The sequence below is a fragment of the Bacillus sp. JJ1566 genome (assembly GCF_036962685.1).
Classification (GTDB): domain Bacteria; phylum Bacillota; class Bacilli; order Bacillales; family Bacillaceae_L; genus Ferdinandcohnia.
The window spans coordinates 37,814-63,322 of the sequence record NZ_JBALOP010000063.1 but is presented as its reverse complement, the minus strand read 5'-3'; the positions used below and the strand labels follow the sequence as shown (position 1 = coordinate 63,322).

General features: G+C 37.4%; 24 protein-coding genes. 4 read left to right on the top strand and 20 right to left on the bottom strand.

The annotated features are described in order from the left end of the window. Window positions 1–8: 8 nt before the first annotated feature. Entirely contained in the window at window positions 9–1,385 is a 1,377-nt protein-coding gene (gene argH, locus V7112_RS21690) for an argininosuccinate lyase (RefSeq protein WP_335423681.1), read from the bottom strand. Then, a complete protein-coding gene (locus V7112_RS21685; RefSeq protein ID WP_335423679.1) occupies window positions 1,382–2,590 on the bottom strand; it encodes an argininosuccinate synthase in 1,209 nt (402 codons plus the stop codon). Before V7112_RS21685 ends, argH begins: the two co-directional genes overlap by 4 nt. A gap of 182 nt (window positions 2,591–2,772) precedes the next feature. Here V7112_RS21685 and V7112_RS21680 point away from each other — a divergent pair, with 182 nt between their 5' ends. Then, complete coding sequence (locus V7112_RS21680; protein WP_335423677.1) at window positions 2,773–3,087, top strand: hypothetical protein; 315 nt, start codon at window positions 2,773–2,775, stop codon at window positions 3,085–3,087. A 24-nt stretch (window positions 3,088–3,111) separates the two neighbouring features. On the opposite strand, the gene V7112_RS21675 is transcribed toward V7112_RS21680, so the two are convergent. The 9 genes from V7112_RS21675 to sppA form a co-directional block, all read right to left on the bottom strand. Then, on the bottom strand, window positions 3,112–3,633 hold the full coding sequence (locus V7112_RS21675) for a MogA/MoaB family molybdenum cofactor biosynthesis protein (protein WP_335423675.1): 522 nt from the start codon (window positions 3,631–3,633) through the stop codon (window positions 3,112–3,114). A 3-nt stretch (window positions 3,634–3,636) separates the two neighbouring features. Continuing rightward, window positions 3,637–4,470, bottom strand: a complete 834-nt coding sequence (locus V7112_RS21670; RefSeq protein WP_335423673.1) for an EcsC family protein — start codon at window positions 4,468–4,470, stop codon at window positions 3,637–3,639. Between the two features lie 99 nt (window positions 4,471–4,569). Beyond that, complete coding sequence (locus tag V7112_RS21665; protein ID WP_335423671.1) at window positions 4,570–5,757, bottom strand: acetate kinase; 1,188 nt, start codon at window positions 5,755–5,757, stop codon at window positions 4,570–4,572. 480 nt (window positions 5,758–6,237) lie between these two features. Further along, the gene (locus tag V7112_RS21660) at window positions 6,238–7,242 is read right to left on the bottom strand and encodes a class I SAM-dependent methyltransferase (RefSeq protein ID WP_335423669.1); all 1,005 of its coding nucleotides are present in this window, start codon (window positions 7,240–7,242) and stop codon (window positions 6,238–6,240) included. A gap of 296 nt (window positions 7,243–7,538) precedes the next feature. Continuing rightward, window positions 7,539–8,039, bottom strand: a complete 501-nt coding sequence (tpx, locus tag V7112_RS21655; protein ID WP_335423667.1) for a thiol peroxidase — start codon at window positions 8,037–8,039, stop codon at window positions 7,539–7,541. A 320-nt stretch (window positions 8,040–8,359) separates the two neighbouring features. Beyond that, window positions 8,360–8,821 carry a GerW family sporulation protein gene (ytfJ, locus tag V7112_RS21650; protein ID WP_335423665.1) on the bottom strand — a complete coding sequence of 154 codons (462 nt, stop codon included), beginning with the start codon at window positions 8,819–8,821 and terminating at the stop codon, window positions 8,360–8,362. A gap of 21 nt (window positions 8,822–8,842) precedes the next feature. Next, entirely contained in the window at window positions 8,843–9,541 is a 699-nt protein-coding gene (locus tag V7112_RS21645) for a DUF2953 domain-containing protein (RefSeq protein WP_335423663.1), read from the bottom strand. Window positions 9,542–9,654: 113 nt separating this feature from the next. Next, window positions 9,655–10,152, bottom strand: a complete 498-nt coding sequence (locus tag V7112_RS21640) for an RDD family protein (RefSeq protein WP_335423660.1) — start codon at window positions 10,150–10,152, stop codon at window positions 9,655–9,657. An 11-nt stretch (window positions 10,153–10,163) separates the two neighbouring features. Further along, window positions 10,164–11,177, bottom strand: coding sequence for a signal peptide peptidase SppA (gene sppA / locus V7112_RS21635; RefSeq protein WP_335423658.1), 1,014 nt, complete (start codon window positions 11,175–11,177; stop codon window positions 10,164–10,166). Between the two features lie 170 nt (window positions 11,178–11,347). On the opposite strand from sppA, the gene V7112_RS21630 reads away from it, so the two are divergent. Next, on the top strand, window positions 11,348–12,145 hold the full coding sequence (locus V7112_RS21630) for an NAD kinase (protein ID WP_438823935.1): 798 nt from the start codon (window positions 11,348–11,350) through the stop codon (window positions 12,143–12,145). A 37-nt stretch (window positions 12,146–12,182) separates the two neighbouring features. Here the strand turns inward: V7112_RS21630 and V7112_RS21625 are convergent, their stop codons facing one another. From V7112_RS21625 to ezrA, 6 genes are all read right to left on the bottom strand, one after another. Next, a complete protein-coding gene (locus tag V7112_RS21625) occupies window positions 12,183–13,772 on the bottom strand; it encodes an amidohydrolase (protein ID WP_335423656.1) in 1,590 nt (529 codons plus the stop codon). Window positions 13,773–13,858: 86 nt separating this feature from the next. After that, window positions 13,859–15,439 (bottom strand): acyl-CoA synthetase MbcS, encoded by a 1,581-nt coding sequence (gene mbcS, locus V7112_RS21620; RefSeq protein ID WP_335423654.1) that lies wholly within the window; start codon window positions 15,437–15,439, stop codon window positions 13,859–13,861. A 170-nt stretch (window positions 15,440–15,609) separates the two neighbouring features. Next, window positions 15,610–15,810, bottom strand: coding sequence for an alpha/beta-type small acid-soluble spore protein (locus tag V7112_RS21615; protein ID WP_335423651.1), 201 nt, complete (start codon window positions 15,808–15,810; stop codon window positions 15,610–15,612). Between the two features lie 99 nt (window positions 15,811–15,909). Beyond that, window positions 15,910–17,109, bottom strand: a complete 1,200-nt coding sequence (thiI, locus tag V7112_RS21610; protein WP_335423649.1) for a tRNA uracil 4-sulfurtransferase ThiI — start codon at window positions 17,107–17,109, stop codon at window positions 15,910–15,912. Then, entirely contained in the window at window positions 17,099–18,256 is a 1,158-nt protein-coding gene (locus V7112_RS21605) for a cysteine desulfurase family protein (protein ID WP_335423647.1), read from the bottom strand. The genes thiI and V7112_RS21605 overlap by 11 nt, the downstream gene beginning before the upstream one ends. A 97-nt stretch (window positions 18,257–18,353) precedes the next feature. Next, a complete protein-coding gene (ezrA, locus tag V7112_RS21600; RefSeq protein WP_335423645.1) occupies window positions 18,354–20,048 on the bottom strand; it encodes a septation ring formation regulator EzrA in 1,695 nt (564 codons plus the stop codon). A gap of 171 nt (window positions 20,049–20,219) precedes the next feature. Here ezrA and hisJ point away from each other — a divergent pair, with 171 nt between their 5' ends. Then, complete coding sequence (gene hisJ, locus V7112_RS21595; RefSeq protein WP_335423643.1) at window positions 20,220–21,041, top strand: histidinol-phosphatase HisJ; 822 nt, start codon at window positions 20,220–20,222, stop codon at window positions 21,039–21,041. On the opposite strand, the gene refZ is transcribed toward hisJ, so the two are convergent. Further along, entirely contained in the window at window positions 21,031–21,684 is a 654-nt protein-coding gene (gene refZ, locus V7112_RS21590; RefSeq protein WP_335423640.1) for a forespore capture DNA-binding protein RefZ, read from the bottom strand. The two genes, hisJ and refZ, sit on opposite strands and share 11 nt — an antisense overlap. A 143-nt stretch (window positions 21,685–21,827) precedes the next feature. Here refZ and V7112_RS21585 point away from each other — a divergent pair, with 143 nt between their 5' ends. Then, entirely contained in the window at window positions 21,828–22,307 is a 480-nt protein-coding gene (locus tag V7112_RS21585) for a GAF domain-containing protein (RefSeq protein WP_335423638.1), read from the top strand. Between the two features lie 37 nt (window positions 22,308–22,344). Here the strand turns inward: V7112_RS21585 and megL are convergent, their stop codons facing one another. Beyond that, window positions 22,345–23,523 (bottom strand): methionine gamma-lyase, encoded by a 1,179-nt coding sequence (gene megL, locus V7112_RS21580; RefSeq protein WP_335423636.1) that lies wholly within the window; start codon window positions 23,521–23,523, stop codon window positions 22,345–22,347. Between the two features lie 162 nt (window positions 23,524–23,685). After that, window positions 23,686–25,107 (bottom strand): sensor domain-containing diguanylate cyclase, encoded by a 1,422-nt coding sequence (locus V7112_RS21575; protein WP_335423634.1) that lies wholly within the window; start codon window positions 25,105–25,107, stop codon window positions 23,686–23,688. Between the last annotated feature and the right edge of the window lie 402 nt (window positions 25,108–25,509).

The following is a 25,509-nucleotide window of genomic DNA, read 5'->3' as shown; positions in this document are numbered from 1 at the left end:
TGAAAAAATCACGATTTTTTTGTTTGCTTTATTTTTTGTAAAACCTTGTATACTTCATCAAATCCTGTTCCTCCAACACTCTTACGACGAGCTACTGCAGTTGCAGGTAACAACACTTCATAAATATCTTCTTCAAAAAGTGCCGATGACTCTTTGAACACTTCAAGTGGCAAATCACCCAAGAATACACCACGTTCAATACAGGTTAACACAAGCTTTCCAACCACTTCATGGGCCTCTCTAAACGGAAGTCCCTTTGAAGCTAAATAATCGGCAAGCTCAGTCGCATTGGAAAAATCCTTTTTAACAGCTGTTGCCATCACTTCTACTTTTACTTTCATAGTTGACACCATTCCAGCAAAAATCTTTAAGGATCCTTTCACCGTCTTCACTGTATCAAACATGCCTTCTTTGTCCTCTTGCATATCCTTGTTATACGCAAGTGGTGTTCCTTTAAGAACAGTCAATAAACCGAAGAGATTTCCATAAACTCTTCCTGTTTTACCACGAATCAGCTCTGCCATATCCGGGTTCTTTTTTTGTGGCATAATACTGCTTCCCGTTGAAAAGGCATCATCCATCTCAATAAAATTAAACTCTTGTGAAGACCATAGAATCAACTCTTCACAAAAACGGGATAGATGCATCATAACCATCGAACTATTGCTTAAAAATTCAATGATAAAATCACGATCACTCACAGCATCAATACTATTTTCATAGACTTTTTCAAAGCCTAAAAGCTCTGCACTGTAGTAACGGTCGATTGGGAAAGTAGTACCAGCTAAGGCACCAGCCCCTAATGGAGACATATTGATTCGTTTTAACGAGTCTGTTAAACGTTCCTTATCTCGTTCAAGCATCCAATAATAAGCCAGCAAATGATGGGCAAATGAAATTGGCTGCGCTCTTTGTAAATGTGTATAGCCCGGTGCTATCGTTTCAACATGTTGTTCGGCTTGTTCCACGATTGCGCTTTGAAGTTCATCCACAAGTTCTATGATTTCATCCACTTGTTGTCGTAAGTACAAATGCATATCAGTTGCAACCTGATCGTTTCTGCTACGCCCTGTATGAAGCTTGCCACCGACTTGCCCAATCTCATCAATTAGCATTTTTTCGATATTCAAATGAATATCTTCATTCGCAACGAAATATTCCAATTCATCATTTTTTGCTTTTTCTAATAAGGTCAGCAGCCCCGACTTTATGGTATCTGCTTCTTGCGTTGAAACGATTCCGCATTTACCGAGCATTGTCACATGTGCAATACTTCCTTCAATATCTTCCTTCACCAGTTCTTGATCAAAGGAGATAGATGCACCGAATTCATCTACCCATTGTTCAGCACTTTTGGTGAATCTTCCTCCCCAAAGCTTTTTCATACTCCTACCTTCTTACCATTATTTACGATACTATTCACCTTTGTTGGTAAGCCCCATAATGAAATGAATCCAACTGCTGCATTATGATCAAATTCATCATCTGAAGTATATGTTGCAAGCTTTTCATCGTACAATGAATTTTCAGATTTACGGCCTTCTACAATTGCATGACCTTTAAATAGTTTTACACGAACTGTACCATTTACATTTTTCTGTGTTTCTTTTAAGAAACCAAGTAATGCATCCTTTAATGGTGAGAACCAAAGTCCATTGTAAATGAGTTCAGTAAGCTTTTGCTCGATAACTGGTTTGAAATGTGCCACTTCTTTTACAAGTGTAAGGTCTTCAAGTTCCTTATGTGCTGTGATTAAAGTCATCGCACCAGGACACTCATATACTTCACGAGATTTAATCCCAACAAGGCGGTTTTCAACATGGTCGATACGACCCACACCGTGTTTTCCAGCAATTTGGTTTAATTCGAGAATTAGTTCAGCTAATGTATATTGCTGACCATTGATTGTTTTTGGTACACCTTGTTCAAAACTAATTTCAATGATATCAGGTGTATTTGGTGATTCTTCAAGAGATGCTGTTAATTCATATGCCTCTTCAGGTGGTGCAGCCCATGGGTCTTCTAAAATTCCACACTCATTACTGCGTCCCCAAAGGTTTTGGTCAATCGAGAATGGGCTATCTAAATTAATTGGAATTGGAATATTATGTTGTTTTGCATATTCGATTTCTTCTTCACGTGACCATCTCCATTCACGAACTGGTGCTAAAACTTCTAGATCTGGATTTAATGCTTTAATTGAAACTTCAAAGCGGACCTGGTCATTTCCTTTTCCAGTACAGCCGTGTGCAACCGCGACTGCATTTTCTTGCTCAGCCACTTCAACTAGCTTTTTCGCGATTAGCGGACGAGATAATGCAGATACTAACGGATATTTTCCTTCGTAAAGAGTATGTGCTTGTAATGCGGCAAGCGCAAATTCATTTGCAAACTCATCCTTTGCGTCAATGACGTATGAAGATACAGCACCTACTGTAATTGCTTTTTCTTTAATAAAATCTAGGTCTTTTCCTTCACCTACATCTAAACAGCAGGCTACGACTTCATATCCTTGCTCCTGTAACCATTTAACGGCAACACTTGTATCAAGACCACCTGAATATGCTAAAACAACTTTCTTTTTGCTCATTTGTATCTTCCTTTCGAATAATAATTCATATCTTTTTATATTTATACATTTATAATGTATAACTTTAGCAACTCTTTCTACTTTTTTCAATAGGAAACTGCAGAAAAATTTTAAAAATTTTTCATAGATAATAAATTAAGAGTATTGTAGAATGGGAGCAAGACCTACTGGGAGTGGTAGTAATGAGTGATTATTTTCATTTTGATGAACGACTTGGAATCCTTCTTCCTTATTTAGAAAAGGAGTGGGAGGAGTATAAAGAGGAGACACAACAGTATATTTTGCTTCAATGGGAAGAAATTCGGGGACATATTCCAGATCGAATTGCAGAAATTGAAACTGTGATTAATGAAAAACAAGATCATCTCGGTAATGAGCTTAATTTCGAGCGTTCCTGTGAATTAAACAACGAAATCTCAGAATGTGCCTCCATCATTAATGATTTATGGATTTGGTACCGGATGAACCAAGGAATTTCAAAGAAAATACATCAATAAAAAAGGGGCTAATCTTAAAAATGATTAGACCCTTTTAATATCCTTTTTTATTTCACTGACAACATGACCTAGTTCTGGTAAGATTAATTTTTTCATAGCAAGCTTTACGGCGCCAGATGAGCCTGGTGTTGAAAAAACCGCTGTATCGTTACTAACACCCGCTATTGCTCTTGAAAGAATGGCTGCTGAGCCGATATCCTCTGAATAGCTCAACATTCGAAACAATTCCCCAAAACCCACTATTTCTTTATCTAATAATTTCGAAACCGTTTCTATCGTAATATCACGTTTCGCAATACCAGTTCCGCCATTTGTAAGGACAACATCAATTTCTTCACGTTCACAGCCTTCACGTATGGCTTCTTCAATATAAGCTTCTTCGTCCTTCACGATTCTATAGTCTAAGACCTTAAAGCCACTCTCTTCAAGAAGTGAAATCATAAGTTGACCACTTTTATCCGTTTCTTTTGTTCGTGTATCACTTATGGTAATGACTTTGCATGTGATAGAGTTTGGTGTAGCTTGCTTATGTTCCTGGACACTCATATCTTATGACTCCTTTTCCTTCAAAAAACGAAAACGGTAATAATTATGGGCAAAATCACTGACCTGTCTTGTTAGTTGATAATTCATACCAGCACCAATCGCCATACTGATTAGAGGTATCCCTTGAATCATACGCTTACGTAGGACTGAGATTGCGACTGCTTTTACAATATGCTTCAATGGTAGCTCAAGCCAAGTTTCATCAGTTAATTCCTCAGATCCATTGTAAAAGTATTGGTTCTGATTAGCCACGTCCGCATCACTGATAAGAGCATCCCATCCCTGATATCTCATACGTTTAGGCAATGTAGCAGCATGAAATACCTTTAAAGAAGTCATCATTTCATACGGTGTATTTACTTCATATCCATACGTCATCGCAATCAATTGGACAATACGAAGATTTAGGATTGTAATTGCAGGTATATCCGTTCCAAGCAGCAGAAGTCCACCAGTACCAGATAAGCCTCCATGTGCCAAAGAATAAAGGCGATGCTTTGCTATCTGATTTTCAGTTAAGTATGTAAGTTCGTCAATATTGAGTTCTTTCAAATCAGAAATATCGTCAATATCCTGGTTAAAAATTCGTGCCGAGCGAATTAACCGTTCTCGTGCATCCACTTGAAATTGGGAGCCTTGAAGGATCGCATGTAAATGAAATAGCCAATTATCTAGTTTTGAAAAAAACTCGGTCCGGACATTCTCAGGAATAAGACTTAACGAGTTTTCAAGCCATTTGTCATAGGTCATTTCAAAATCTGTTTGTTCATGAGGCATTTGGTCTGACCATTTTTCAATTTCGGTTAAAACCTGTAGTTCCCGTTCTGTAAAACCCATTTTCATCCTCCGTTTCCAACTTTCACTACGTGTATTATACCATATTGAAAATGAAGATAATAAAAAAGACAAACTCATTAAGAGTTTGTCCATTACACTTTATTTTGTTAATCGCATTACATCGCGAGCGATCATAACTTCCTCGTCTGTAGGAATGATAATAACCTTTACCGGTGAGTGTGGATAGCTAATGAATGCTTCCTTTCCTCTTACCTTATTTAAAATTGGATCCCAATATACGCCCATGAACTCTAGACCAGTTAATACTCTTGCACGAATGGTGTCACTGTTTTCACCAATTCCTGCAGTGAAGATGATGGCATCGATACCATGCATACGTGCCGCATATGAACCAATATATTTATGAATTCTGCTTGCAAAAACTTCAAGAGCTAATTTAGCACGGCTGTTTCCTTGATCTGCTTGCTCCTGAAGATCTCGCAAGTCACTTGAGAATCCAGAAACACCCAACATTCCACTTTCTTTGTTCAGTACATCTAACACTTCATCAGCTGTTTTCCCGGTTTTCTCCATGATAAATGGAATTAACGCAGGGTCAATATTACCTGAACGTGTTCCCATAGTTACACCAGCAAGTGGTGTAAAGCCCATGGATGTATCGATAGATTTTCCGCCTTCAATTGCAGCGATACTAGCACCATTTCCAAGATGACATGACAATAGGCGAAGTTCTTCTAAAGGTCTGCCTAAAAGTTCTGCCGCACGTTGTGAAACATATTTATGGGATGTTCCGTGGAACCCATACTTTCTAATGCCAAAGTTTTTATAATAATCATAAGGTAGACTATATAAAAATGACTTCTCAGGCATAGTTTGGTGGAAGGCTGTATCGAATACGGCTACTGCTGGAACATTTGGTAATACTTCATGAAATGCTCTAATTCCCGTAATATTGGCTGGATTATGCAATGGTGCCAATTCGGATAGCCTCTCAATTTCTACTAAAACCTCATCAGTAATGACAACTGAATCAGCAAATGACTCTCCACCGTGTACAACTCGATGCCCGATTCCATCGATTTCATCTAAGGATTTGATAATGCCTAATTCAGTTAGTTTATCTAGTAATATTTTTACAGCAACAGCATGATCAGGAAGTTCCGTTTCTGTTGTTATCTTTTCGTCATTAACTGAAATTGTAAAATTTCCTTTTTCAAGTCCAATTCTTTCAAAGATTCCTTTAGTAATAACTTCCTCACTCGGCATTTCAAATAGTTGAAATTTTAGTGAAGAGCTTCCTGCATTTATGGCAATAATTTTTGACATATCGTCCGCTCCTTTGTTTAAACCACTATTATATGTAATTTTCGTTCTACATTATTCTATGCAAAACGACACAGTTTCATTGATACCATTTTCATTTAAACATCGGTACAAAAACTTTTCAAGGAGAATGCCGGTTTGGTACCGTTTTCGCCATAAAGTTCCTATATTCAGATAATAGAAAGCGCTGTAAAGCCCGAAGTGCCAGCGCCTTAAAAGAGTAACATCGACTAACTGCAGCCACGTCCTGTGGCATACGTCGATGTCAGCACTTCCTCGAAAATGCAATGCATTTTCTTCGTGCGATGATTATGCTGCCGAAGCTTTCCTTGTCCTGTGCAAGTCCGATAAGCACAAGACGGGCCGGCTAGAAGGTTGTTCTTTAACCTTCTTGACGGAATGACTTGTGACCTCGAGGGGCTAGGCGCTGGAACTAGACGTAGATAAAAAAAGAGACCCGAATTGGATCTCCCCATACATCAATTATTGTTTTACTCCATGTTTTTCTTGCCTAAACCAATCATCAATTTGTTTGATAATTCCTGCCATAGCAGTTTGATTTGAAAACTTTGGCAGGTTGGCCAGCAGGGCTTGCTTTGGCGCGTTCACTTCAGGTCCTTTTTTCTGGATGATAAAAATGCTTTTTGCCGCATTTTCATTTTTAAACAAGGATAGAGGTAACTGGATCATTCCTTGGATGAAAGATTGCTCCTTAAGAAATGCATTTAGTTCCTTTGCATACTCACTTGTAAATAAGTGGTTTGGCACTAGGAAAAATAAATAGCCTCCTGCTTTTGTATAGTTAAGGCTTTGTTCAATAAAAAGATGGTGGGCATAGGAATGACCTTCTTTGGCGTGAAGTTCAAAGCTTGCAGCACCAAGGTCATTTGGATAATAACCGACAGGTAAATCACAGACAACAACATCCATAGGGTCTATGTATAGCGGCTGCAAGCTGTCTTGGTTATAAAATTGAATGGAATGCTGCTGGAGGTTCGCACTCACATATGCCACCTTAACTAGAAGGTCGTCCACATCAATCCCAAACCCCTTAATTTCTTTCGATTGATTTTGATTAAGAACAGTTGTCAAGAGATTTGCCGTCCCAACAGCTGGATCAAAAATGCTGAATCCTTTCCAGCCTTCAGTAAATTTTGAGACGAGATATCCCATAAAGATAGAAACGGCGTCTGGTGTCATTTCATGGTTCGCCTGAGTCGCTTCCTTCATCCCTTTTAATGCAGCAAGCTGGTAGGCCTTACGAATTTCTTCAACAGAACATTGATTTAGATTGATATGACTGTATTCTTTTTCGATGCGCTTTTTTGACAGTTCACTTAATTCTTCTTGTAGGATGGTGTTTTGGAAAAGGTTCTCACCTGTTTCTGCCACCGCTTCTAGGTATGTACATGATAATTCTTCTCTAAGTATTGTTGCAGTGTTGTCGATTACGGTAAATAGTTTTTCAACTGCAGATATTTGTGCCATTGTTATAACTCCTTTTTTCGAACTTAATCAAATGCGGCTTGGCGTATTTGCGCCCGATTTTTTTCGAGCTTGCTCGAAAAGTTTCCTTTGAAAAATCGTGGCATCCGCCGGAGGCTTTAACTTTATTCAGTGGGAATTTGAGCCCGGACGGTAGTTGGTTCTCTTTTTGTACCCACTTGGAGTAGCGGGGACTTCTGTTGAATAAAGTTAATTTCCCTTTATTTTAAAAGAAATTATATTGTAGTTCAACAAAGTAAAAAAGAACCCCAATTTAATTGGGGCTCCCCGAGATTACATTATTGTGCAGCCTTTGCTGCTTCTAATGCTGCTTCATAGTTTGGATGGTTTGTTGCTTCACTAACATATTCCACATATGTAACAGTGTCGTTGCTATCTACAACGAATACGGCACGAGCCAATAAGCGAAGTTCTTGAATAGCTACTCCATATGCTTCTCCGAAAGAAAGATCACGATGGTCGGAAAGAGTTTGAACATTTTCAATACCGTTTGCACCACACCAACGCGCTTGTGCAAATGGCAAATCAACACTTACTGTTAAAATTTTTACATTACCTAAACCAGCTGCCTCTTCATTAAAACGACGAGTTTGTGCATCACATACACCTGTATCAAGTGAAGGAACAACACTAATTAAGCGAACAGATCCCTTTGAGTCTGCAAGTGTTACCGGTGATAAATTATTTGCTAATACAGTAAAATCAGGAGCCTTATCTCCAACCTTTACTTCATTCCCCAATAAAGTAACTGGATTGTTTTTAAATGTGATATTTGCCATTTTTCCAAAATCCTCCTTTAATTTATATGTACAGTGTAAATGATATCTTTAATTCCATAGGATTGCAATAAATTCGAATGGAAAAGGGTATCAAATGCGCCTTGGCGTATTTGCGCCCAGATTTTAGGCCCACAGGAAGTGGGTCATAAAGACGTTGCCACAGGATGAGGCGTTTTTAGTCTTTGATCTTACTACTCGAAAAATTACCTTTGAAAATCGCATGTCTCCGCCGGAGGCTTTAATTTTAATCAACCGGGGTTTTAACCCGGGCTGATTAAAATTAAAAAGAGTCAACTGTTAGACAGCTAACTCTATCGTTTCTATATATCGAAATCCGGTTGTTTTTGCTGATTTTGTTGATCTTGATTATTCTTTTTTAACATTTGTTGGATTTTATCGACAGCCTGTGGTGCAAGCTCCAGCAATTTTTCAAATAAATGAGTGCTTTCATCCAGATGAAGCATCTTCACTCCGTTGGCACTAACAATTAAAAATGCGATTGGTGTAATTGATACACCTCCACCACTTCCTCCACCGAATGGTAGTTTGGAGCCTTGTTGCTGTTGATCTCCACCTCCACCACCGTTATCTTTTCCACCCTCACCTTGTCCCTTGAACTCACTACCCCCTGCTGCAAATCCAAAGCCAACTTTTGAGACCGTTAAAATTACGCTCCCATCAGGTGTTTCAACAGGGTCCCCAATGATTGTATTCACATCTATCATTTGTTTTAAATTTTCCATTGCGGTTTTCATTAAACCCTGTATTGGATGATCAGACATCATACATTCCTCCTGACTTTTCTAAACTGATTTTTTATCCGAATCGGCATCATTAAGCTTTGAAAGGGTCCGAGATTGAAATTTTGGCAAACCCCCTCGCCACCTTTTAAGTGCTTTAATTCCTGCCACTATAGCATACCCGATTCGAAAATGAATCATGCATCTTAGCCTTGTTTCGGATACAGCCACCTGGAATGAGGGAGTAATAGAATAATCAGGATGTGTTTTTAGGTTCAAATAATGGCTGATCACTCCAATAATAGTCCCTTTGATGGACCAACCAAGTCCTGTGATAATCCCTGTATGAGCGGCATCTCCAACCCCAATATGGGAATGCCATTCGAATTTTGAAACTGAAATTTTCTTAAAAAAATGTTTAAGTATTGGTACCAAATCAATCACTCGATTAAGGATTAATTTTGTATCGTGGAGATTCTCCATTAAATTTTGAAAAGAGAATTTCCCTTTTTTCTTTTTCCCCTCTGAAGCGATGTTTGCTTTCTTTTCCTTTTTGAACACAATGCTAGGCGTTTCCTTGTCAATTGCAACCATCGGCACATTGATGGTATATTTTATCAATCCAAACCAAATGCTGAATCTGATCTTAATATGGTCATCGTCCTGTGAGTGATTTGCTTCTATAAAAATTGTTAGCCTTGTTATTACAAATAAAAAGATAAAAAGGACCAGAAATAATAAAATGAATAATAGCCACTTCACGACACTCACATCCCTTCAATGTTTCATTATCACCTACCAGATTGTAAAAAATACGTGAAAAGGCAGAGTTTGGTAAAGTGAATCCAAAAAAAAAGAGTGTCCATGGACACTCTTTATTTTTTAGCATGTATAACAGTTGTTTCTGACAAAAGGTCGTGAATTCCTTGTTTTTTTGGAAGAAAAGCAACGATAATATAGCCGATGAAAAAGAGCTTAGAGATATACCGACCAATGAACTCCCTAAATAAAACTGTCATCCAGGTTAGTGATCGCCCGTCAAGAGATACAACCTTTACTCCAAACACCATCTTCCCTAATGTTTGGTTAAAAAACTTTGTCATCAACACAAAATACAAATAAAACACTACAGCGGTAGCAATCGATGCAGCGCCAAACATATTACTTTCAGATAAAGGAATGTCTAGCGCCCTAAATACTGGATAAACCAAGATACGATTTAAACTCCCGATCACAACTAAGTCTAATAAATATGCCCAAAACCGCATCCAAAAGCCTGCATAGCGTGGCATGTCTTGAACGACTGGTCGAGCTGTATGATCGTGAACATGATTACTTCCTTGTACCCCTTCATGTGTAAGATCTAAATTCAAGTTAGTCCCCCCTATTCTGCGTACAAGTACATCATTCTAGGTGAATTTGGCTGTGATAAAAGATGAACTACCGTAGCCATTTCGATGTCATCACTAAATAATTTTTTCGCACTCATTGAAAAAAGGGATCCAAATCCAAAGTTAGCCTCATACTCCACAACTCGGATATTTCCAAGATCGAAATCCTGTTTCATGGCTTCAACCGTATCCTCAAAGTACCCTAATTCGTCAATTAGATGAATATCCTTAGCTTGTCTCCCATCATAGATTCGCCCATCAGCAATACGGCGAACATCCGCATCAGACATATTACGACCCTCCGCAATCACATCGACAAATCCCTGATATGCATTATTGACCATCGTTTGCATAATGTTTCTTTCTTCTTCAGTCATTTCCCTACTCGGGGACATGATATCCTTATATGGACCACTTTTGATCGTTTCAAATTTCACGCCATATTTTTCCGCTAGGCCACTATAATTTATCCCTTGCATAATCACCCCTAGTGAACCAGTCATCGTGTCAGGTGTAGCAAATATTTTGTCTGCTGGAGCAGAAATATAGTAACCGCCTGAAGCTGCCATCGCTCCCATTGACACATAAATTGGTTTTTTTGTTGCTTCTTTAAAATCGGTTAATTTTTTATGTATTTCCGCACTTTCGACAACTCCGCCTCCCGGTGAATTAACCTTAAGAATAATTCCCTTCACCGTTTTATCCTTTTCAGCCTTTTCAATCATTTTTAAGAATGCTTGATGTTGATAGCCAGCTGTTTGGAAGAAGGAAGTCACATCCTCACCTGTATCCTGAATCACTCCATTAACAGATAACACGAGTATCTTATTCATACCTTTTCCTTCGATTACAACATTTTCGAGAAATTCTTCATTTGAAGCCGCTAGAAATTCATCTGATAAACTACTGAAGTTTTTCGAGGCTAAATTGGTCGCGAAATTAAAAAAGATCGAAAATATAAATATGACTGCAGCAATTCCTAATGCTGCCCACCGTTTCCCATTCATTTCTTTTTTCCTCCTACATTGATGGATACTATTCAAAAATTGTTCAAAAATAAATACGATTCAAATCCAAAATAGTTTCATTTAATTGTTAAACTAATTGTAAGGGTTCATACTAGCTTTAATTGTATAACCCATTTATATTCATTTTAAAATCAGAGGAGGGTATTTATATGGAACGTCGGAATCTCTATTTCTTTTATAGAAAAGAAGATAAACTAATTGAATATGTTGAAAAACTTAATCAGTTAGCTAAAGAGCATCAATTTACCATTGTGGATGATTCTAAAAAAGCAAATATCATCGTAAGTATAGGGGGAGACGGGGCTTTCCTACAGGCGGTTCGTCAAACAAATTTTCGCCAGGACTGTCTATATGTTGGGATTTCAACAACTGGTGCATTAAACCTTTATTGTGATTTCCATGCTGATGAAACGGACAAAATGGTTGAAGCAATGTTAAACGAAAAAATTGAAGTTCGCAGATACCCAATCATTGAGGTGAAAGTAGATAATAACCCATCATTTTATTGTTTAAATGAATGCTCCATTCGTTCAGCAATCATAAAAACCTTGGTTTTAGACGTCTATATTGATGATTTACATTTTGAAACATTCCGTGGCGATGGCATGATCATATCGACCCCAACTGGAAGTACTGCTTATAATAAATCGGTTAGAGGCGCAGTTGTAGATCCATTGCTTCCTTGTATGCAAGTCACTGAACTAGCGTCATTAAATACCAATCAATATCGTACTTTAGATTCTCCGTTTATCTTAAGTGGTACACGAAAATTAACATTGCGAGATGTAGAGGATGGAAACGACTTCCCAACGATTGGGATGGACAACGAAGCTCTCAGCATTCGAAATGTAAAGCAAATTGAAATACAGTTAAGTGAAAAAAGAATTAAAACGGTGAAATTAAAAGATAATTCTTTCTGGGAAAAGGTTAAACGAACATTTTTGTAATACGTTTTAAGACCAAGCTGCTGCTTGGTCTTTTACTTTATCGTTCATACATTACTGTATCAGCAACGACTGTCATCATAACATTTGTACTTAGAATTTCATCTTCCTGGATATGAATAAGATCTTTATCAAGAATGGTAAAATCCGCTTTAAAGCCTTGAATAATTTTCCCCATACAATCCTCTTTTCCAATCGCATAGGCACTTCCTGTTGTAAATAACTGTACAGCCTCGTAAACAGAGATTCTTTGTTCAAGCATATAAATCTCGTCTTTCCATGGTTTCTTTCTGGTAACTGCTGCATGAATTCCTAAAAGAGGATCAATCGGTTCAATCGGAGCATCAGATCCTCCTGCACAATGAAGGCCAGCACCCAATAATGTCTTCCATGCATAACAATATTCCATGTTCATTTCACCAATTCTTTCAACCACCCATGGAAAATCTGAAACGACAAATCTAGGCTGAATATCGAGAATAACTGGTAATTGTTTTGCTCGTTCGATTAACTCTTCCCGTAAAATTTGAGCATGAATTAGACGATCACGTTGATTTTTTAATGGTGGAAATTCTTCAATCGCATCTAACACATATTCAAAGGCAAGGTCACCTATTGCATGCACGGCAACCGGCATCTTATACCGTCTAGCCTTTTGAACAAGTTTTTTAAGTTCATCTAACGTGTGGATTGCAACACCAAACGTGTCCGGTGAATCATTATACGGATGACTTAACAATGCGGTCCTCCCACCAAGAGAGCCATCCGCAAAAATTTTCATCGCACCAAATTCTAAGAATTCTTCTCTGTCACCAAATTGGTAGCCTAAACGATGCATGTCATCAACGGCTTCATGGTGAATTAATAGATTTGTGCGAAATTTAAGCTCATCTTCATTTATTACCTTTTGAAATCCTTTATAGGTACGTAAAAAACCTCCATAATAATTCAAATCCTCTGTATGTCCGCCCACAAGACCTACACGATGGCAATCCCTAATGGATAAACGAAGTGCATTTTGAATATAATCTTCCGTTACCGCAGGAATTACAGCTTTTACAAGCTCCTGAGCTTGGTCTAGTAAATACCCTGTAGCAACTCCATTTGTATCCCTTACAATAACCCCACCTTCAGGATTTGGTGTATCATCCGTTATTCCGGCTAATTCAAGCGCCTTTGTATTTGCAACAACAGCATGTCGACAAATTCTTTTTAACATGAGCGGATTATCGGGTGAGAGTTCATCTAGTTCATTTCGGTGGAAAATTTTTCGGTCAGGAAGCTGATTTTCATTCCAGCCTTCTCCTATAATCCAGTCACCTTCAGGCTTGTCTTTTACATATTCTTGAATCGCTTCACTTATGCTGTTAGACGATGTCATTTCTGAAAAATCTAGTTTCATCAATTTTTCTCCGTGACCGATAAGATGCATATGACTATCAATAAACCCCGGAAACATTGTATTTCCTTTTAAATCAACAACCCTAGAGATTTTATTATAATATTTTTTTTCAAGCTCTCGCTTCATTCCTGTAGCCTTAATGGTACCATTTTCTACGAAGACTGCTTCGACAGTCTCATTTTCCCGATTCATCGTGTAAATTTGTCCACCCGTCCATAAAGTCCCCATCATTACACCTACTGTTCAAAAGTTAATTAAGATTACTTTAACACGAAAAAGCAGGTAGTAAAAATACTATCTGCTTTTTCTACTTATTATGCTTTTGCCTTAGCTGTTTCTGCCTGCCGTAACTCAATTCTTCTAATTTTTCCTGAAGTTGTCTTTGGTAGATCACTTACAAATTCTATTTTTCTTGGGTATTTATAAGGTGCTGTCATTTGTTTTACATGTTCCTGTAGTTCTTTAACAAGTTCCTCATTGGAAGCTATACCTTCACGAAGTACGACGAATGCTTTTACGATATTTCCACGAATCTCATCAGGGCTTGCTACAACCGCACACTCTTTTACAGATGGATGCTTAACAAGGGCATCTTCAACCTCAAATGGCCCAATGGTGTAGCCTGAACTTATAATAATATCGTCCGAACGTCCTTCAAACCAGAAATAGCCATCTTCGTCCTTCTTCGCCTTGTCACCTGTAATATAGTAATCTCCTCGATATTGCATGGCTGTTCTTTCAGGATCCTTGTAATATTCCTTAAATAGAGCCGGTGTATCAACGTGGACACCAATCTCACCTACTTCACCTACCGCACAAGGATTTCCGAACTCGTCGACAATTTCAACATGATTGCCTGGTGTTGGTTTCCCCATTGATCCAGGTTTAATTGCCATTCCTTTTAAAACCCCTACTAATAATGTATTTTCGGTCTGACCATATCCATCACGAACTTCTACGTTAAATTCTCTTTTGAATGTGTCAATTACTTCCCGATTTAAAGGCTCTCCCGCTGAAACAGCACTATGCAAATCTGGAAGTGAGTAATCAGACAGATTTTCTACCTTTGCCATGATACGATATTCGGTTGGTGTACAACATAAGACATTTATTTTATATGAGCTTAGCAATTCCAAGTATTTATTTGGATTAAATTTGCCGAAATACACAAATCCAGTTGCACCACTTCCTAGTACAGAAAGGAATGGGCTCCAAATCCATTTTTGCCAGCCTGGACCCGCGGTAGCCCAAACAGTATCTGATTCACTGATACTTAGCCAGTATGGTGCTGCTGTTTTTAGATGTGCATATGCCCATGCATGCGTATGAACAACACCCTTTGGATTCCCTGTTGTCCCAGATGTATAGGATAAAAAGGCCATGTCATCCTTACTTGTTTTTACTACAGGTAGTTGGTCAGATTGCTTTTTCATTTCCTCTTCTAAGGAAATCCAACCGTCCACTTTTTCGCCAACTGCAAACTTATGAATGTGTTCGATATTTTCGATGGATAAAAACTGATCGCAATATGGGTGATAGCTAATAATCGCTTTAACGTCTCCATGTACGATTCGATATTGAAGTTCTTTTGCACGGAGCATTTCAGAGCTAGGGATGACGACTAAGCCGGCTTTTAATGCACCTAAATAAACCATATATGCTTCTACTAGACGAGGAACGATGACTAATACTTTATCACCTTTCTTAAGGCCATTGTTAATTAAGGTATTACCAATTCGATTAACATTTTTGAAGAGGTCTACGTATGTAATTTCCTTTTTAGAGCCCTGCTCATCTTCCCATTTTAAGGCAACCTTTTTTGGATCATTTGCATATTTTTCAATTTCCTGAACCAGGTTATACTTTGCAGGCGCAATTAAATCTTCTCTTTTCACGATAATTCCTCCTCCGCTTTTATAGTCTAATTATATAAAATATTATAATCAATTTGGAAGAGATTTTGTGAAATTATTATGACCAGGTTATAATATCTGATTCCAAGTTAATAAAAAAACGAAAAAAAGGACGGGTATGAGCCCGTCCTTGTAGCCATATATTTTATTTTTTAGAAGTTTCCTCCGCCCATATGTGATTGAGCGTAAGATACTAAACGCTTCGTGATTTCTCCACCAACAGATCCGTTAGCGCGAGAAGTTGTGTCAGCACCAAGGTTTACACCAAACTCAGAAGCGATTTCATATTTCATTTGATCGATAGCTTGTTGAGCACCAGCTACTAGAAGTTGATTGCTATTGTTGTTTGCCATGTGACTTCACCTCCTTGTGAGTATAGAATGTGTAAAACCCACAAGCATAATTCATTTAAGTCACTGGTAAATGTTCACAACAAAAGAATGATTTTCTATTTAGAATAGGTTCTCAATTTCTTCTTTTTTTGAGCCATCTAGTGTAAGGACTTCGGTTTCATTAACTGCTGTTTCGATTAAGCTTTCAAAATCGGTGTAACTTTCATAATGTGTTACTTTTTCAAGTCTTGGTCTAGTTTTTGGGGACGCAGGTGTGAAAATGGTACAGCAGTCCTCAAATGGTCGAATTGAAATATCATGTGTATTGATCTGCTTTGCGATATCAATAATATGAAACTTATCTACAGTGACAAGTGGTCGAATAATTGGTGTATTTGTAACATTGTTAATGACATGCATACTTTCCAACGTCTGACTGGCCACTTGTCCAAGGCTTTCTCCAGTTACAATCGCTAGCGCATTGCGTCTTCTTCTAATCTCATCGGTGATTCGAAGCATCATCCGTCTTGTTGAAATCAATGAATAGTTTTCCGGAATTTGGCTTTGTATCGTTGTCTGAATCTCAGTAAATGGCACGATATGCAGCTTAATTGTTCCGGAAAAATCAGTAAGCTGCTGTGCAAGGTCTATCACCTTTTGGCGTGCACGTTCACTTGTGTATGGAGGGCTATGAAAATGCACAGCTTCAACCGTTAATCCACGTTTCATTGCTAAATAGCCTGCAACAGGACTATCAAAGCCCCCTGAAAGCATAAGCATGGCTTTCCCGCTTGATCCGACCGGAAGTCCTCCTAAACCTACCTCATCCTTAAAGGTAATGTACGTTGCTTCCTTACGAACCTCAACACGCATATTGATATCAGGAGTATGCACATTTACATAGATTCCCTTAACATTCTTTAAAATATGTGACCCTAATTCATCATTTAACTGATTCGAATCAAGTGGAAATTTTTTGTCAGATCGTCTAGCTGATATTTTGAATGACTTTCCTTCATGATCCATTTGTTTGAAGGCTGCTAGAACGCCTTGTTTAATATGGTCAATTTCACTTACAACCTTTAAAGCTAAACTAAAGGACTGAATCCCAATGATATTTTTGAGAACTTCGACAATATCCTCATGGGGTTCTCCGTTAAGCTTGATATAAATTCTGTCTCTTGTTTTTTCAAACTTGAGCCCGCTGTATTTTGAAAGCTTTTTTACTATCTGATTTAAAAGCTTATTAATGAACAAATTACGATTTCGGCCTTTTGTTGTGATTTCGCCAAATCGTATTATAATGTGATCATATTCCATTTCTTTCCCCCATAACATTTTGTAATTTCTGGATTGACTTTTCAATAGCACTACATAAAATTGGAACTTCATCTAATTGATTTTGGTGGGATAGGCTAATTCGAATCGAGCTATTCGCTTGAACTTCAGGCACTCCCATTGCAAGCAACGTTTTGCTCGGTTCATTTTTTTTCGATGAACAGGCGGAAGTAGTTGAAACATAAATTTCTTTTTCCTCCAATAAATGGACAAATACCTCGGGCTTTAACCCATCGATTGAAAAATTAATAATATGTGGAGCGCTACATTCAACAGGTGTGTGAATCTTGACTCCATTCATTTCCATTAATTTTTCGATAATCGCTTTTTTAAGATTTGTTAGATGTTTGATATTTTCATCCCTTTTCTCTATCGTCAACCTTAATGCTTTTGCAAGGGCAACAAATCCGGCTACATTTTCTGTACCCGCCCTATTTTGCATTTCTTGGTCCCCACCAGCGATTAAGGATTTAATTCGCATTCCTTGGCGGACGAAAAGCACTCCAGTTCCTTTAAGTCCATTAAACTTATGCCCTGAAATCGTACATAAATCAAGTTTCGCCTTATTAAAATCTAGATACGTTTTACCGATTCCTTGGACATGGTCAACATGATAAATAATCTTCGGATACTTTTCTAAAAGCTTGCCGATATCTTCAATGGGTTGGATTGAGCCAACTTCATTATTCACATGAATAATCGAAACTAAAATCGTATCTTCACGGAGTGCATCTTTTAAATCTTCAATCGATACGACACCATTCTCATCAACTGGAAGATAGGTTATTTCAAATCCAAGGTCAGTTAATTGTTTGCAGGCTTCACTTATAGAAGGATGCTCAATTGATGTTGTAACAATATGTTTGCCTCGATTTTGATATTGTAAAGCAATCCCCTTAATTGCAAAATTATTCCCCTCTGAACCTCCGGATGTAAAAATAATCTCCTGCGGTTTTACATGTAAAAGTGAGGCAATTTGTGAACGTGACTGACTTAAAAGCTTTTCGGCTTGTCCGCCAATTCCATGCAAGGATGAGGGATTACCAAAATAATTAGCTGCCACTTTAATATACGAATCAATTACATCATCAAATGGTTTCGTTGTTGCACTATTATCTAAATAAATCATCTAATTTCCCCTACTAAGCATTATTTGCAATCAAAATCATACCATAAATTCATCTAAATAAAAAAGGTAAGGACCCCAATAATTTGAGGTCCTTTGTTTATTCACTATCGTCTTCAAGCAATACTTCAATCTTCTTTAGTGCTCCCGGGTCCATGTCCTCAATTGCAGTTGCTGCTTGCTCTAGTGCAAGTGCGTATTCAAAATTCCTAAAGGAGCTTTCAGCTTCAAGTAAACTTACCGCTATTTTTGGATTTCGGCTACGATATCGATTTCCATATTGAATGACTTTTTCTGCAAGATATACTTGCTCTATCATTTCTTCAGTGTTTTTATGTGTTTGTGAAATTAAATCAAGTGCATTTTGTAAGGCTTGATTTACTGTATTCATGTTTAGTGGTTTTTCCTCAAGTGTTGACATAACTTGCGTTAGAGATAATTTCGCTTCGGACATAAGCTCAGAATATTTAACCGGCAGCCCTGGGATATTACTTTTTGAAATAAGGCGTTTTGCATCAGCAAGCTGTTTCTTCATTTCTAAAATTTGTTCTCTTGCATGGAGTTCATCCTTGCGAAGGGTTTTTAGCATTTCTGAGTATTGTAAATGCTCTTCCTTTACATCTTGAATCTTACCATAAACTTCTTCAAGTTCAGTTCGAATTAAAGAATAGGCAATTTGGTCTTCCTCAAGCTTCGCTTGGATCGTAACATATTGTTTTACTAGTTGCTTGATTTGTTTCACGATATTACGATGTCGGTCAAGATCATGGTCATTTACATGATAGCTTTGCTGCACAAATGATGTTTCTTCCTCTGTACTCTTACTGCCTTCAATTAAATCTTCAAGATCCTGTTCTATTTTTTCAACCTCGTTTTTAACAAACTGATTCGCCTTTACTTCCGCTTCAAGTAAATCATAGATTGTATCGAGTGATTCTCGAGTTTCATCCAACCCTTTTTTTACATCTTCAAGCTTAAGTTCTTCAACCAAAGTAATATACGTAGTTAATTGTTTTTTCATTCTTTCAATTTCTTTTTCAATTTGATGATGTTCAAGAGAATAGCCTTCCTGTTCCATTTGGCTGTATCCTTCTGAAACTTCATTTAATTGGTTCGGAATCACGCTCTGACATTCATGTAGCAAATGAGGGATTTCGTCCATCTGTTGCTTCGTTACGGCAAGAACATCCTTTATGATAAGTACGATTTCTCTTGCTTCAAAATAATTACCATTAGTGGTAGCTTCTTCAAATTCCTTAAATTTCCCATAAATACCTTCTAGCTTCGTTTCAAGCTGTTTTTCTGCATGACCAAAAGTATGTCGGTGTGCAAGTAAATTCTTTTTCAACTCACGATATAATTGATTTAATTCATCCACTTCTACACGATTTTTTTCTTCACTGCCTACTAAATCTTTAAGTTCATCTAAGATGACCGCAATATTGCTTTCGGCATCATTCAAAATGGCATCAATTTGAGCGAGTACTCGTTTCGCTTTTCCAAAACGATATTTATCTGCTAAATCTTCAGCATCAAATAATAATTCCTCGACATCGGGAAGTGCACCAGTGACAATCTCATCCCACTGTTTTCGCCAGCGTTCAAATAATTCCTCAGTTTGACCTGTCATGTTCAGATCTTTTACCTTTGCTATTTCATCGGTAACTGGCCGGTTCATCATATCTATCTTCCAGGCTTCTAGCCTATCAACTTCTTTATATATCTTTTTTCTCGAATAAAAACCAAAAATGGCAACTATACCTACTACTACGATTATGCCGATTATGATTTCCATAATTTGGCCTCCTTGCTCCCAATCAATCTCGTTCTAAACATTTATGTATTATTTATATATAAATTGAATTAAATGTTTTTATAATGTATTTATGATACCATGTAAACGACAATTTTTGACTAAAACTTTTAAAATTTTTTACAAATTTTATAGAAAATGAGGGATTTGTCGATGAAAGCAGATGGCCATGTCCACACGCCCTTCTGTCCACACGGTACGAAGGATGCATTTGAGGATTATATTGCACGTGCTCTTCAATTAGGTTTTGATGAAATTTCATTCACAGAGCATGCTCCACTTCCAGCACGATTTATCGATCCGACACCCGATAAGGATAGTGGAATGGACGCAAATGAATTAGATCACTATTTTACGACTTTATTAGAGCTTCAAAATAAGTTTGCATCCGACATTAAAATTAATATCGGTTTGGAGGTAGACTATATTGAGGGGTATGAAGAAGATACAAAAGACTTTTTAACCGAGTATGGTCGATATTTGAATGATAGTATTCTATCTGTTCATTTCCTTAGAAAAAGGGATCAGTACTATTGTCTCGATTATAGTCCTGATACGTTCGCAACTATGATACAAGATTATTCATCAGTAGAGGCCGTATATGAAGCATATTATGATACATTACTACGTTCAATCACAACTGATCTTGGACAGTTTAAACCAAAAAGAATTGGTCATATGACGCTTGTGCATAAGTTTCAAAAAAAATTTCCTACACCTAAAAGCTTCAACGAGAAAATAAACAAGATATTAGACAGGATTGCTGAACAAGGGCTTTCATTGGACTACAATGGGGCTGGTATGAATAAGCCTCTTTGCCGGGAGGTATATCCTCCTGAACAAATCATTAAAGAGGCCATAAAACGAAAAATCCCTCTTGTCTATGGTTCCGATGCCCACAGCAGGAAGGATCTCAATCAAGGGTTTGATGATTTATATAAAGAAGCGGTTCTAGTTTCGCCGACTACATATTAACAGGCATTGGCGTTACTTTATTTTTCACGGCTTGTGGTTGTCTACAGATAGTCGTGTTGACCCATTTCTCAATTTCATGGCAATATTGTTCACTAACATACAGTTCATAAGGCATTAAATGTAGAACCTCTGCCATATATTGAGGATGTAAATATGGCATCGATAGCATACCCTTTAATTGCATAATGGCATAAGGTATTGGAATAAGGGCAAATTCCTGTTGTTTCATCCCAGTTTCAAAAATGGTTTGAAAATAGTATTTTTCCTTCGCCATATAGGTGGTCATGATTTCACGAATCAATGTGGTATCAAAGGTAATCTCCCTTTGGACAAATCGTGATAACTGTCGATTTTCCTTTTGGTATTCCATAATGCCTCTGATCGCTAGTAATAAACATTCTCTGGCAGTTCGATTATCCAATTCAATGTAGGCATGCTCGACAAGTGTCAAATATCCCTCTAAGTACGTGGAAACAAGATACTCAAGTAAACCTTCTTTATTCCCAAAATAATAAGAGATATTGGCAACATTACAATTCGCTTTTTTCGCAATTTCACGAACTGTTGTACCATCAAAGCCCTTTGTATTAAATAAAAAAACAGATGAATCTATAATTTTTTGTTTCATGTTTTTACTTTTCATAACCAACCCACCTTACCCTTAATACTGTATAAATTTCGCTAAGGATAGGCAGATTCCTTTAAGATTTTATCGACAAGTCACGCACGATAAGCTATTATTTAGTATAATTTATGTTGGAATAACTCAAATGGAGGGGAACAATCATGTTTCATGTCGAACATTATAAAGGCAATAAGGCAGAAAACTATCAGCTTTTAACAAAACAACTCCAAGCTTTACTAGAAGGTGAAGAAGACCAAATCGCAAACTTAGCAAATGCCTCTGCATTGCTTAACCAGTTTTTAGATAATATTAATTGGGTCGGTTTTTATATTAAGAAAGGCAATGAACTTGTCCTTGGACCTTTCAACGGCTTGCCTGCATGTGTACGAATTCCGATGGGACGCGGAGTTTGTGGCACTTCAGCACAAAACCAAAAGACTGAAAGAGTTGCAGACGTTCATCTTTTCCCAGGACATATTGCATGTGACAGTGCTTCCCAATCAGAAATTGTTGTTCCAATTATGAAGAATGGTGAAGTATTTGGTGTGTTAGACATCGACAGTCCAATCAAAGAACGCTTTGATGAAGTCGACCAACAATGCCTAGAAGAATTTGTGAAAGTTTTAGAAAATCATATATAAAAAATTTGCCAGTGGACATTTCCCACTGGCCTTTTGATTATCCGTTTAATGCTTGATTTAAATCTTCCCAAATATCCTCCCATGCTTCTAATCCAACTGATAGTCGAATTAAATCATCGGTTATTCCCATCCTCAATCTTGCTTCTTCCGGAACAACTGCGTGTGTCATGGTTGCTGGATGCTGGATAAGGGTTTCTGTATCACCAAGACTCACTGCAATTTTAATTAATTTCAGCCGATTTAATATATTTTGCGCATCCTTTTTTGAGCCTTTGATTGTAAAGGAAATTAATCCGCCAGGCTTACGCATTTGTTTTTTCATAATCTCGTAGTTAGAACTGTCTGTATCTCCCGGATAAAAAATTTGCTCTACATTTTCATGCTCTTTTAATAAAGTGGCAATTTTCTCCGTATTGTCACAATGACGATCCATCCTTACTGGAAGTGTTTTTAACCCGCGAAGTAAAAGCCAGGCATCGAATGGGGACATAATCCCACCTATATCCTTTTTCGTTGTCATTGCGACTTGATGAATAAATTCCTTTTTTCCGACAACAAGTCCGGCGATAACATCACCATGACCTCCGATATACTTTGTTGCACTATGAACGACAATATCGCATCCTAATTTTATTGGTTGCTGCAAATATGGTGAACAGAAGGTATTGTCAACGACAACTGGGATATGCTGCTGTTTAGCAATTTTAACAACTTTTTGTAAGTCAATGAGTTTCATGGTTGGATTAATTGGAGTCTCGATGTAGATTAATTTTGTAGTCGGAGTTATTTTTGAAAGAATCTCTTCTTCTTCGTCCATATCACTTAAATCATGTTCGATATTGTACTTCTCCTTCATCATTTGAAGAAGCCCAAAAGTACATCCATATAGTCCTTGTGAACAAAGGATATGATCACCCGATTTTGTTAAGACAAGTAACACAGCGGATACTGCAGCCATTCCTGAACCAAATGAAAGTCCAGCCTCCCCACCTTCCAGTATGGAAATCCTTTCTTCTAAAAGCTTTACCGTCGGATTGCCCAAACGTGAATATATATACCCTTCCTCATTACCAGCAAAACGTGCTTCTCCTTGTTCTGCTGTTTCAAAAGTGAAGGTTGACGTCTGGTAAAGTGGTGGTGTTAAGCTCCCATTCGGCGAATTCGTACCACCACCGTGAATCGCTAGTGTATCAAAACCTTTACCTTCATTGCACATGCTCCCTTATCCCCCTTAAAACTTCTAATTATATAATTAGCATATGACAAGTATGCTTGTTTTGAAAGCGTTTTCTTATTTCGTAGGGGTTTACTAGGTTTTTTTACAGTGCTATTTGGACAGATTCGTTCTCCAATGAACGAACAAAAGAGAGACATCCTACTAAGAATGTCCCTCGATCACTTTATTCTCACTTGCAATAACTTTATTTTTCCCTGATTGTTTGGCTACATATAAGGCATTATCTGCGCGGTGGAAAAGTCTTTGGAAAGTTTCTTTGCTTTCCTTGGACCACGTTGCCACACCACATGAAATCGTTACTTTTGGATTTGATTGCTGCTCGACCCTTTTTCCAAGTCGCTCGGCAACGGCAATCCCTGAAGATAAACCTACTCTAGGCAAGTAAATTGCCAATTCTTCCCCGCCCCATCTTGCACCAATATCATTATCGCGAATGTTTTCCTTAATGAGATTGGCAATTTGAACGAGCGCTTCATCCCCTACTTGGTGACCGTATGTGTCATTGATTCCTTTGAAATCATCAATATCAATTAATATAAACGTACCAAACGCGTCTGATTCCAATGATTCCTGAACACAATCCTCTAAGTGATTGCGTGAATATAGCTTTGTTAAATAATCAGTAATCACTAACTTTTCAAGTTCCTCTCGAAGAATTGAATTTGTAAAAGCTAAGGATGAATGGTGAATTAATGATTGGAGTAGCTTAAATTTATCGAAAGAAAAGTAATATGGTTTTTCATGTAAGACAATTGCAACCCCCAAGATTTCATTCCGCTGTACCATTGGAACGGACATCATAGAACGATAAGGGGACCTACTTAAGGCTGGGGCAGCCTGTAAATCTCCAATGAAAAGAGGCTCTTTTTCTGTTAAGATCCGATCAAGGCTATATAAAACATAGGACTCCCCGTACCCTTCTTCAAAAAAAGCAGTACTTCCAGGAAGTACCTCTATTTGCTCATTCGATTGTAAAAAGAAACCTACCTCATTGGCACCAAAAGAATTTTTGATTTGGGATGACATGAATGTCAATGTATCTGTTAATCGCAAATTCGAATTTAATTTATGTGAAGTTTCGTTAATTAATTGAAGATCTGCAATTAATTGTTTTGATTGTTGGTATAGCTGTGCATTTTCGAATGCATGTCCAGCTGTGTTTGCCAATAATTCAATAAACTGAATTTCTGATTTAGGAAATTCTAACACATCATGAGCATTGATTTGAAGTACTCCATACACTCCTTGGCGTCCTTTTAGCGGGGCATTAATAATGGACATTTTATCAGCAACCAAATTTTCAAACTGCAAGTTTCCCGTTACAAACGCTTGCATAACGGGCAAATTTTCTCCATGTTCATATTCTTTTATATCTTTAATTGGAATAACTTTATGCCTCGTGTTATCATGTGCAAGAAATAAGGTATATGTAAATGATGGGTATACATCTTTTAATGTATTTATAACCTCTTCAAGCACAGCATCAATATCCATCGTTGAATGAAACTTCGAGGTTACTCTAAATAGCTGCTCATATCTTAATTCTTCATTTGGAAACTTCACAATTAATCACCCATCTGATATTAGTACTTTATACATCCATTATAATCGATAAAGTACGAAAAATGTTTCATTATATCTTAAAAAATACAAATTTATTACAATAATCTTGTTAAAAATTGAATTTTAGCAAAAAATAAAGTGATTATTGCCGACTTATGTATATTTTCATGAAAACTTGACTTCCTTTTCTAAAAATCATATAATGATCGTTGTGTAAAATATCGCAGCAAATGTGAGTAGGTTTTTGTTCTATTTTGTTCCTCTGATGGGTTTTGGTCCATAGATGGTGTATCACGTAACCCTTGGCTGCTAGGGCGAAGGTACATGAAAACAAAATATTCGAGAACATCTAGCACATCTGTTTTTATTTTACAACAAAATAAAAACATTGAAGGAGGAGTC

Excerpts from the sequence above, each read along its gene's own strand:
- V7112_RS21630 (WP_438823935.1), top strand. The coding sequence starts at position 11,348 with ATGGAACGTCGGAATCTCTATTTCTTTTATAGAAAAGAAGATAAACTA.
- ezrA (WP_335423645.1), bottom strand. The coding sequence starts at position 20,048 with ATGGAAATCATAATCGGCATAATCGTAGTAGTAGGTATAGTTGCCATT.
- argH (WP_335423681.1), bottom strand. The coding sequence starts at position 1,385 with ATGAAAAAGCTTTGGGGAGGAAGATTCACCAAAAGTGCTGAACAATGG.
- V7112_RS21615 (WP_335423651.1), bottom strand. The coding sequence starts at position 15,810 with ATGGCAAACAACAATAGCAATCAACTTCTAGTAGCTGGTGCTCAACAA.
- V7112_RS21585 (WP_335423638.1), top strand. The coding sequence starts at position 21,828 with ATGTTTCATGTCGAACATTATAAAGGCAATAAGGCAGAAAACTATCAG.
- ytfJ (WP_335423665.1), bottom strand. The coding sequence starts at position 8,821 with ATGTCTGATCATCCAATACAGGGTTTAATGAAAACCGCAATGGAAAAT.
- refZ (WP_335423640.1), bottom strand. The coding sequence starts at position 21,684 with ATGAAAAGTAAAAACATGAAACAAAAAATTATAGATTCATCTGTTTTT.
- V7112_RS21605 (WP_335423647.1), bottom strand. The coding sequence starts at position 18,256 with ATGATTTATTTAGATAATAGTGCAACAACGAAACCATTTGATGATGTA.
- hisJ (WP_335423643.1), top strand. The coding sequence starts at position 20,220 with ATGAAAGCAGATGGCCATGTCCACACGCCCTTCTGTCCACACGGTACG.
- thiI (WP_335423649.1), bottom strand. The coding sequence starts at position 17,109 with ATGGAATATGATCACATTATAATACGATTTGGCGAAATCACAACAAAA.
- V7112_RS21680 (WP_335423677.1), top strand. The coding sequence starts at position 2,773 with ATGAGTGATTATTTTCATTTTGATGAACGACTTGGAATCCTTCTTCCT.
- megL (WP_335423636.1), bottom strand. The coding sequence starts at position 23,523 with ATGTGCAATGAAGGTAAAGGTTTTGATACACTAGCGATTCACGGTGGT.
- sppA (WP_335423658.1), bottom strand. The coding sequence starts at position 11,177 with ATGAATGGGAAACGGTGGGCAGCATTAGGAATTGCTGCAGTCATATTT.
- V7112_RS21675 (WP_335423675.1), bottom strand. The coding sequence starts at position 3,633 with ATGAGTGTCCAGGAACATAAGCAAGCTACACCAAACTCTATCACATGC.
- tpx (WP_335423667.1), bottom strand. The coding sequence starts at position 8,039 with ATGGCAAATATCACATTTAAAAACAATCCAGTTACTTTATTGGGGAAT.
- V7112_RS21670 (WP_335423673.1), bottom strand. The coding sequence starts at position 4,470 with ATGGGTTTTACAGAACGGGAACTACAGGTTTTAACCGAAATTGAAAAA.
- V7112_RS21660 (WP_335423669.1), bottom strand. The coding sequence starts at position 7,242 with ATGGCACAAATATCTGCAGTTGAAAAACTATTTACCGTAATCGACAAC.
- V7112_RS21665 (WP_335423671.1), bottom strand. The coding sequence starts at position 5,757 with ATGTCAAAAATTATTGCCATAAATGCAGGAAGCTCTTCACTAAAATTT.
- V7112_RS21685 (WP_335423679.1), bottom strand. The coding sequence starts at position 2,590 with ATGAGCAAAAAGAAAGTTGTTTTAGCATATTCAGGTGGTCTTGATACA.
- V7112_RS21625 (WP_335423656.1), bottom strand. The coding sequence starts at position 13,772 with ATGGGGACTTTATGGACGGGTGGACAAATTTACACGATGAATCGGGAA.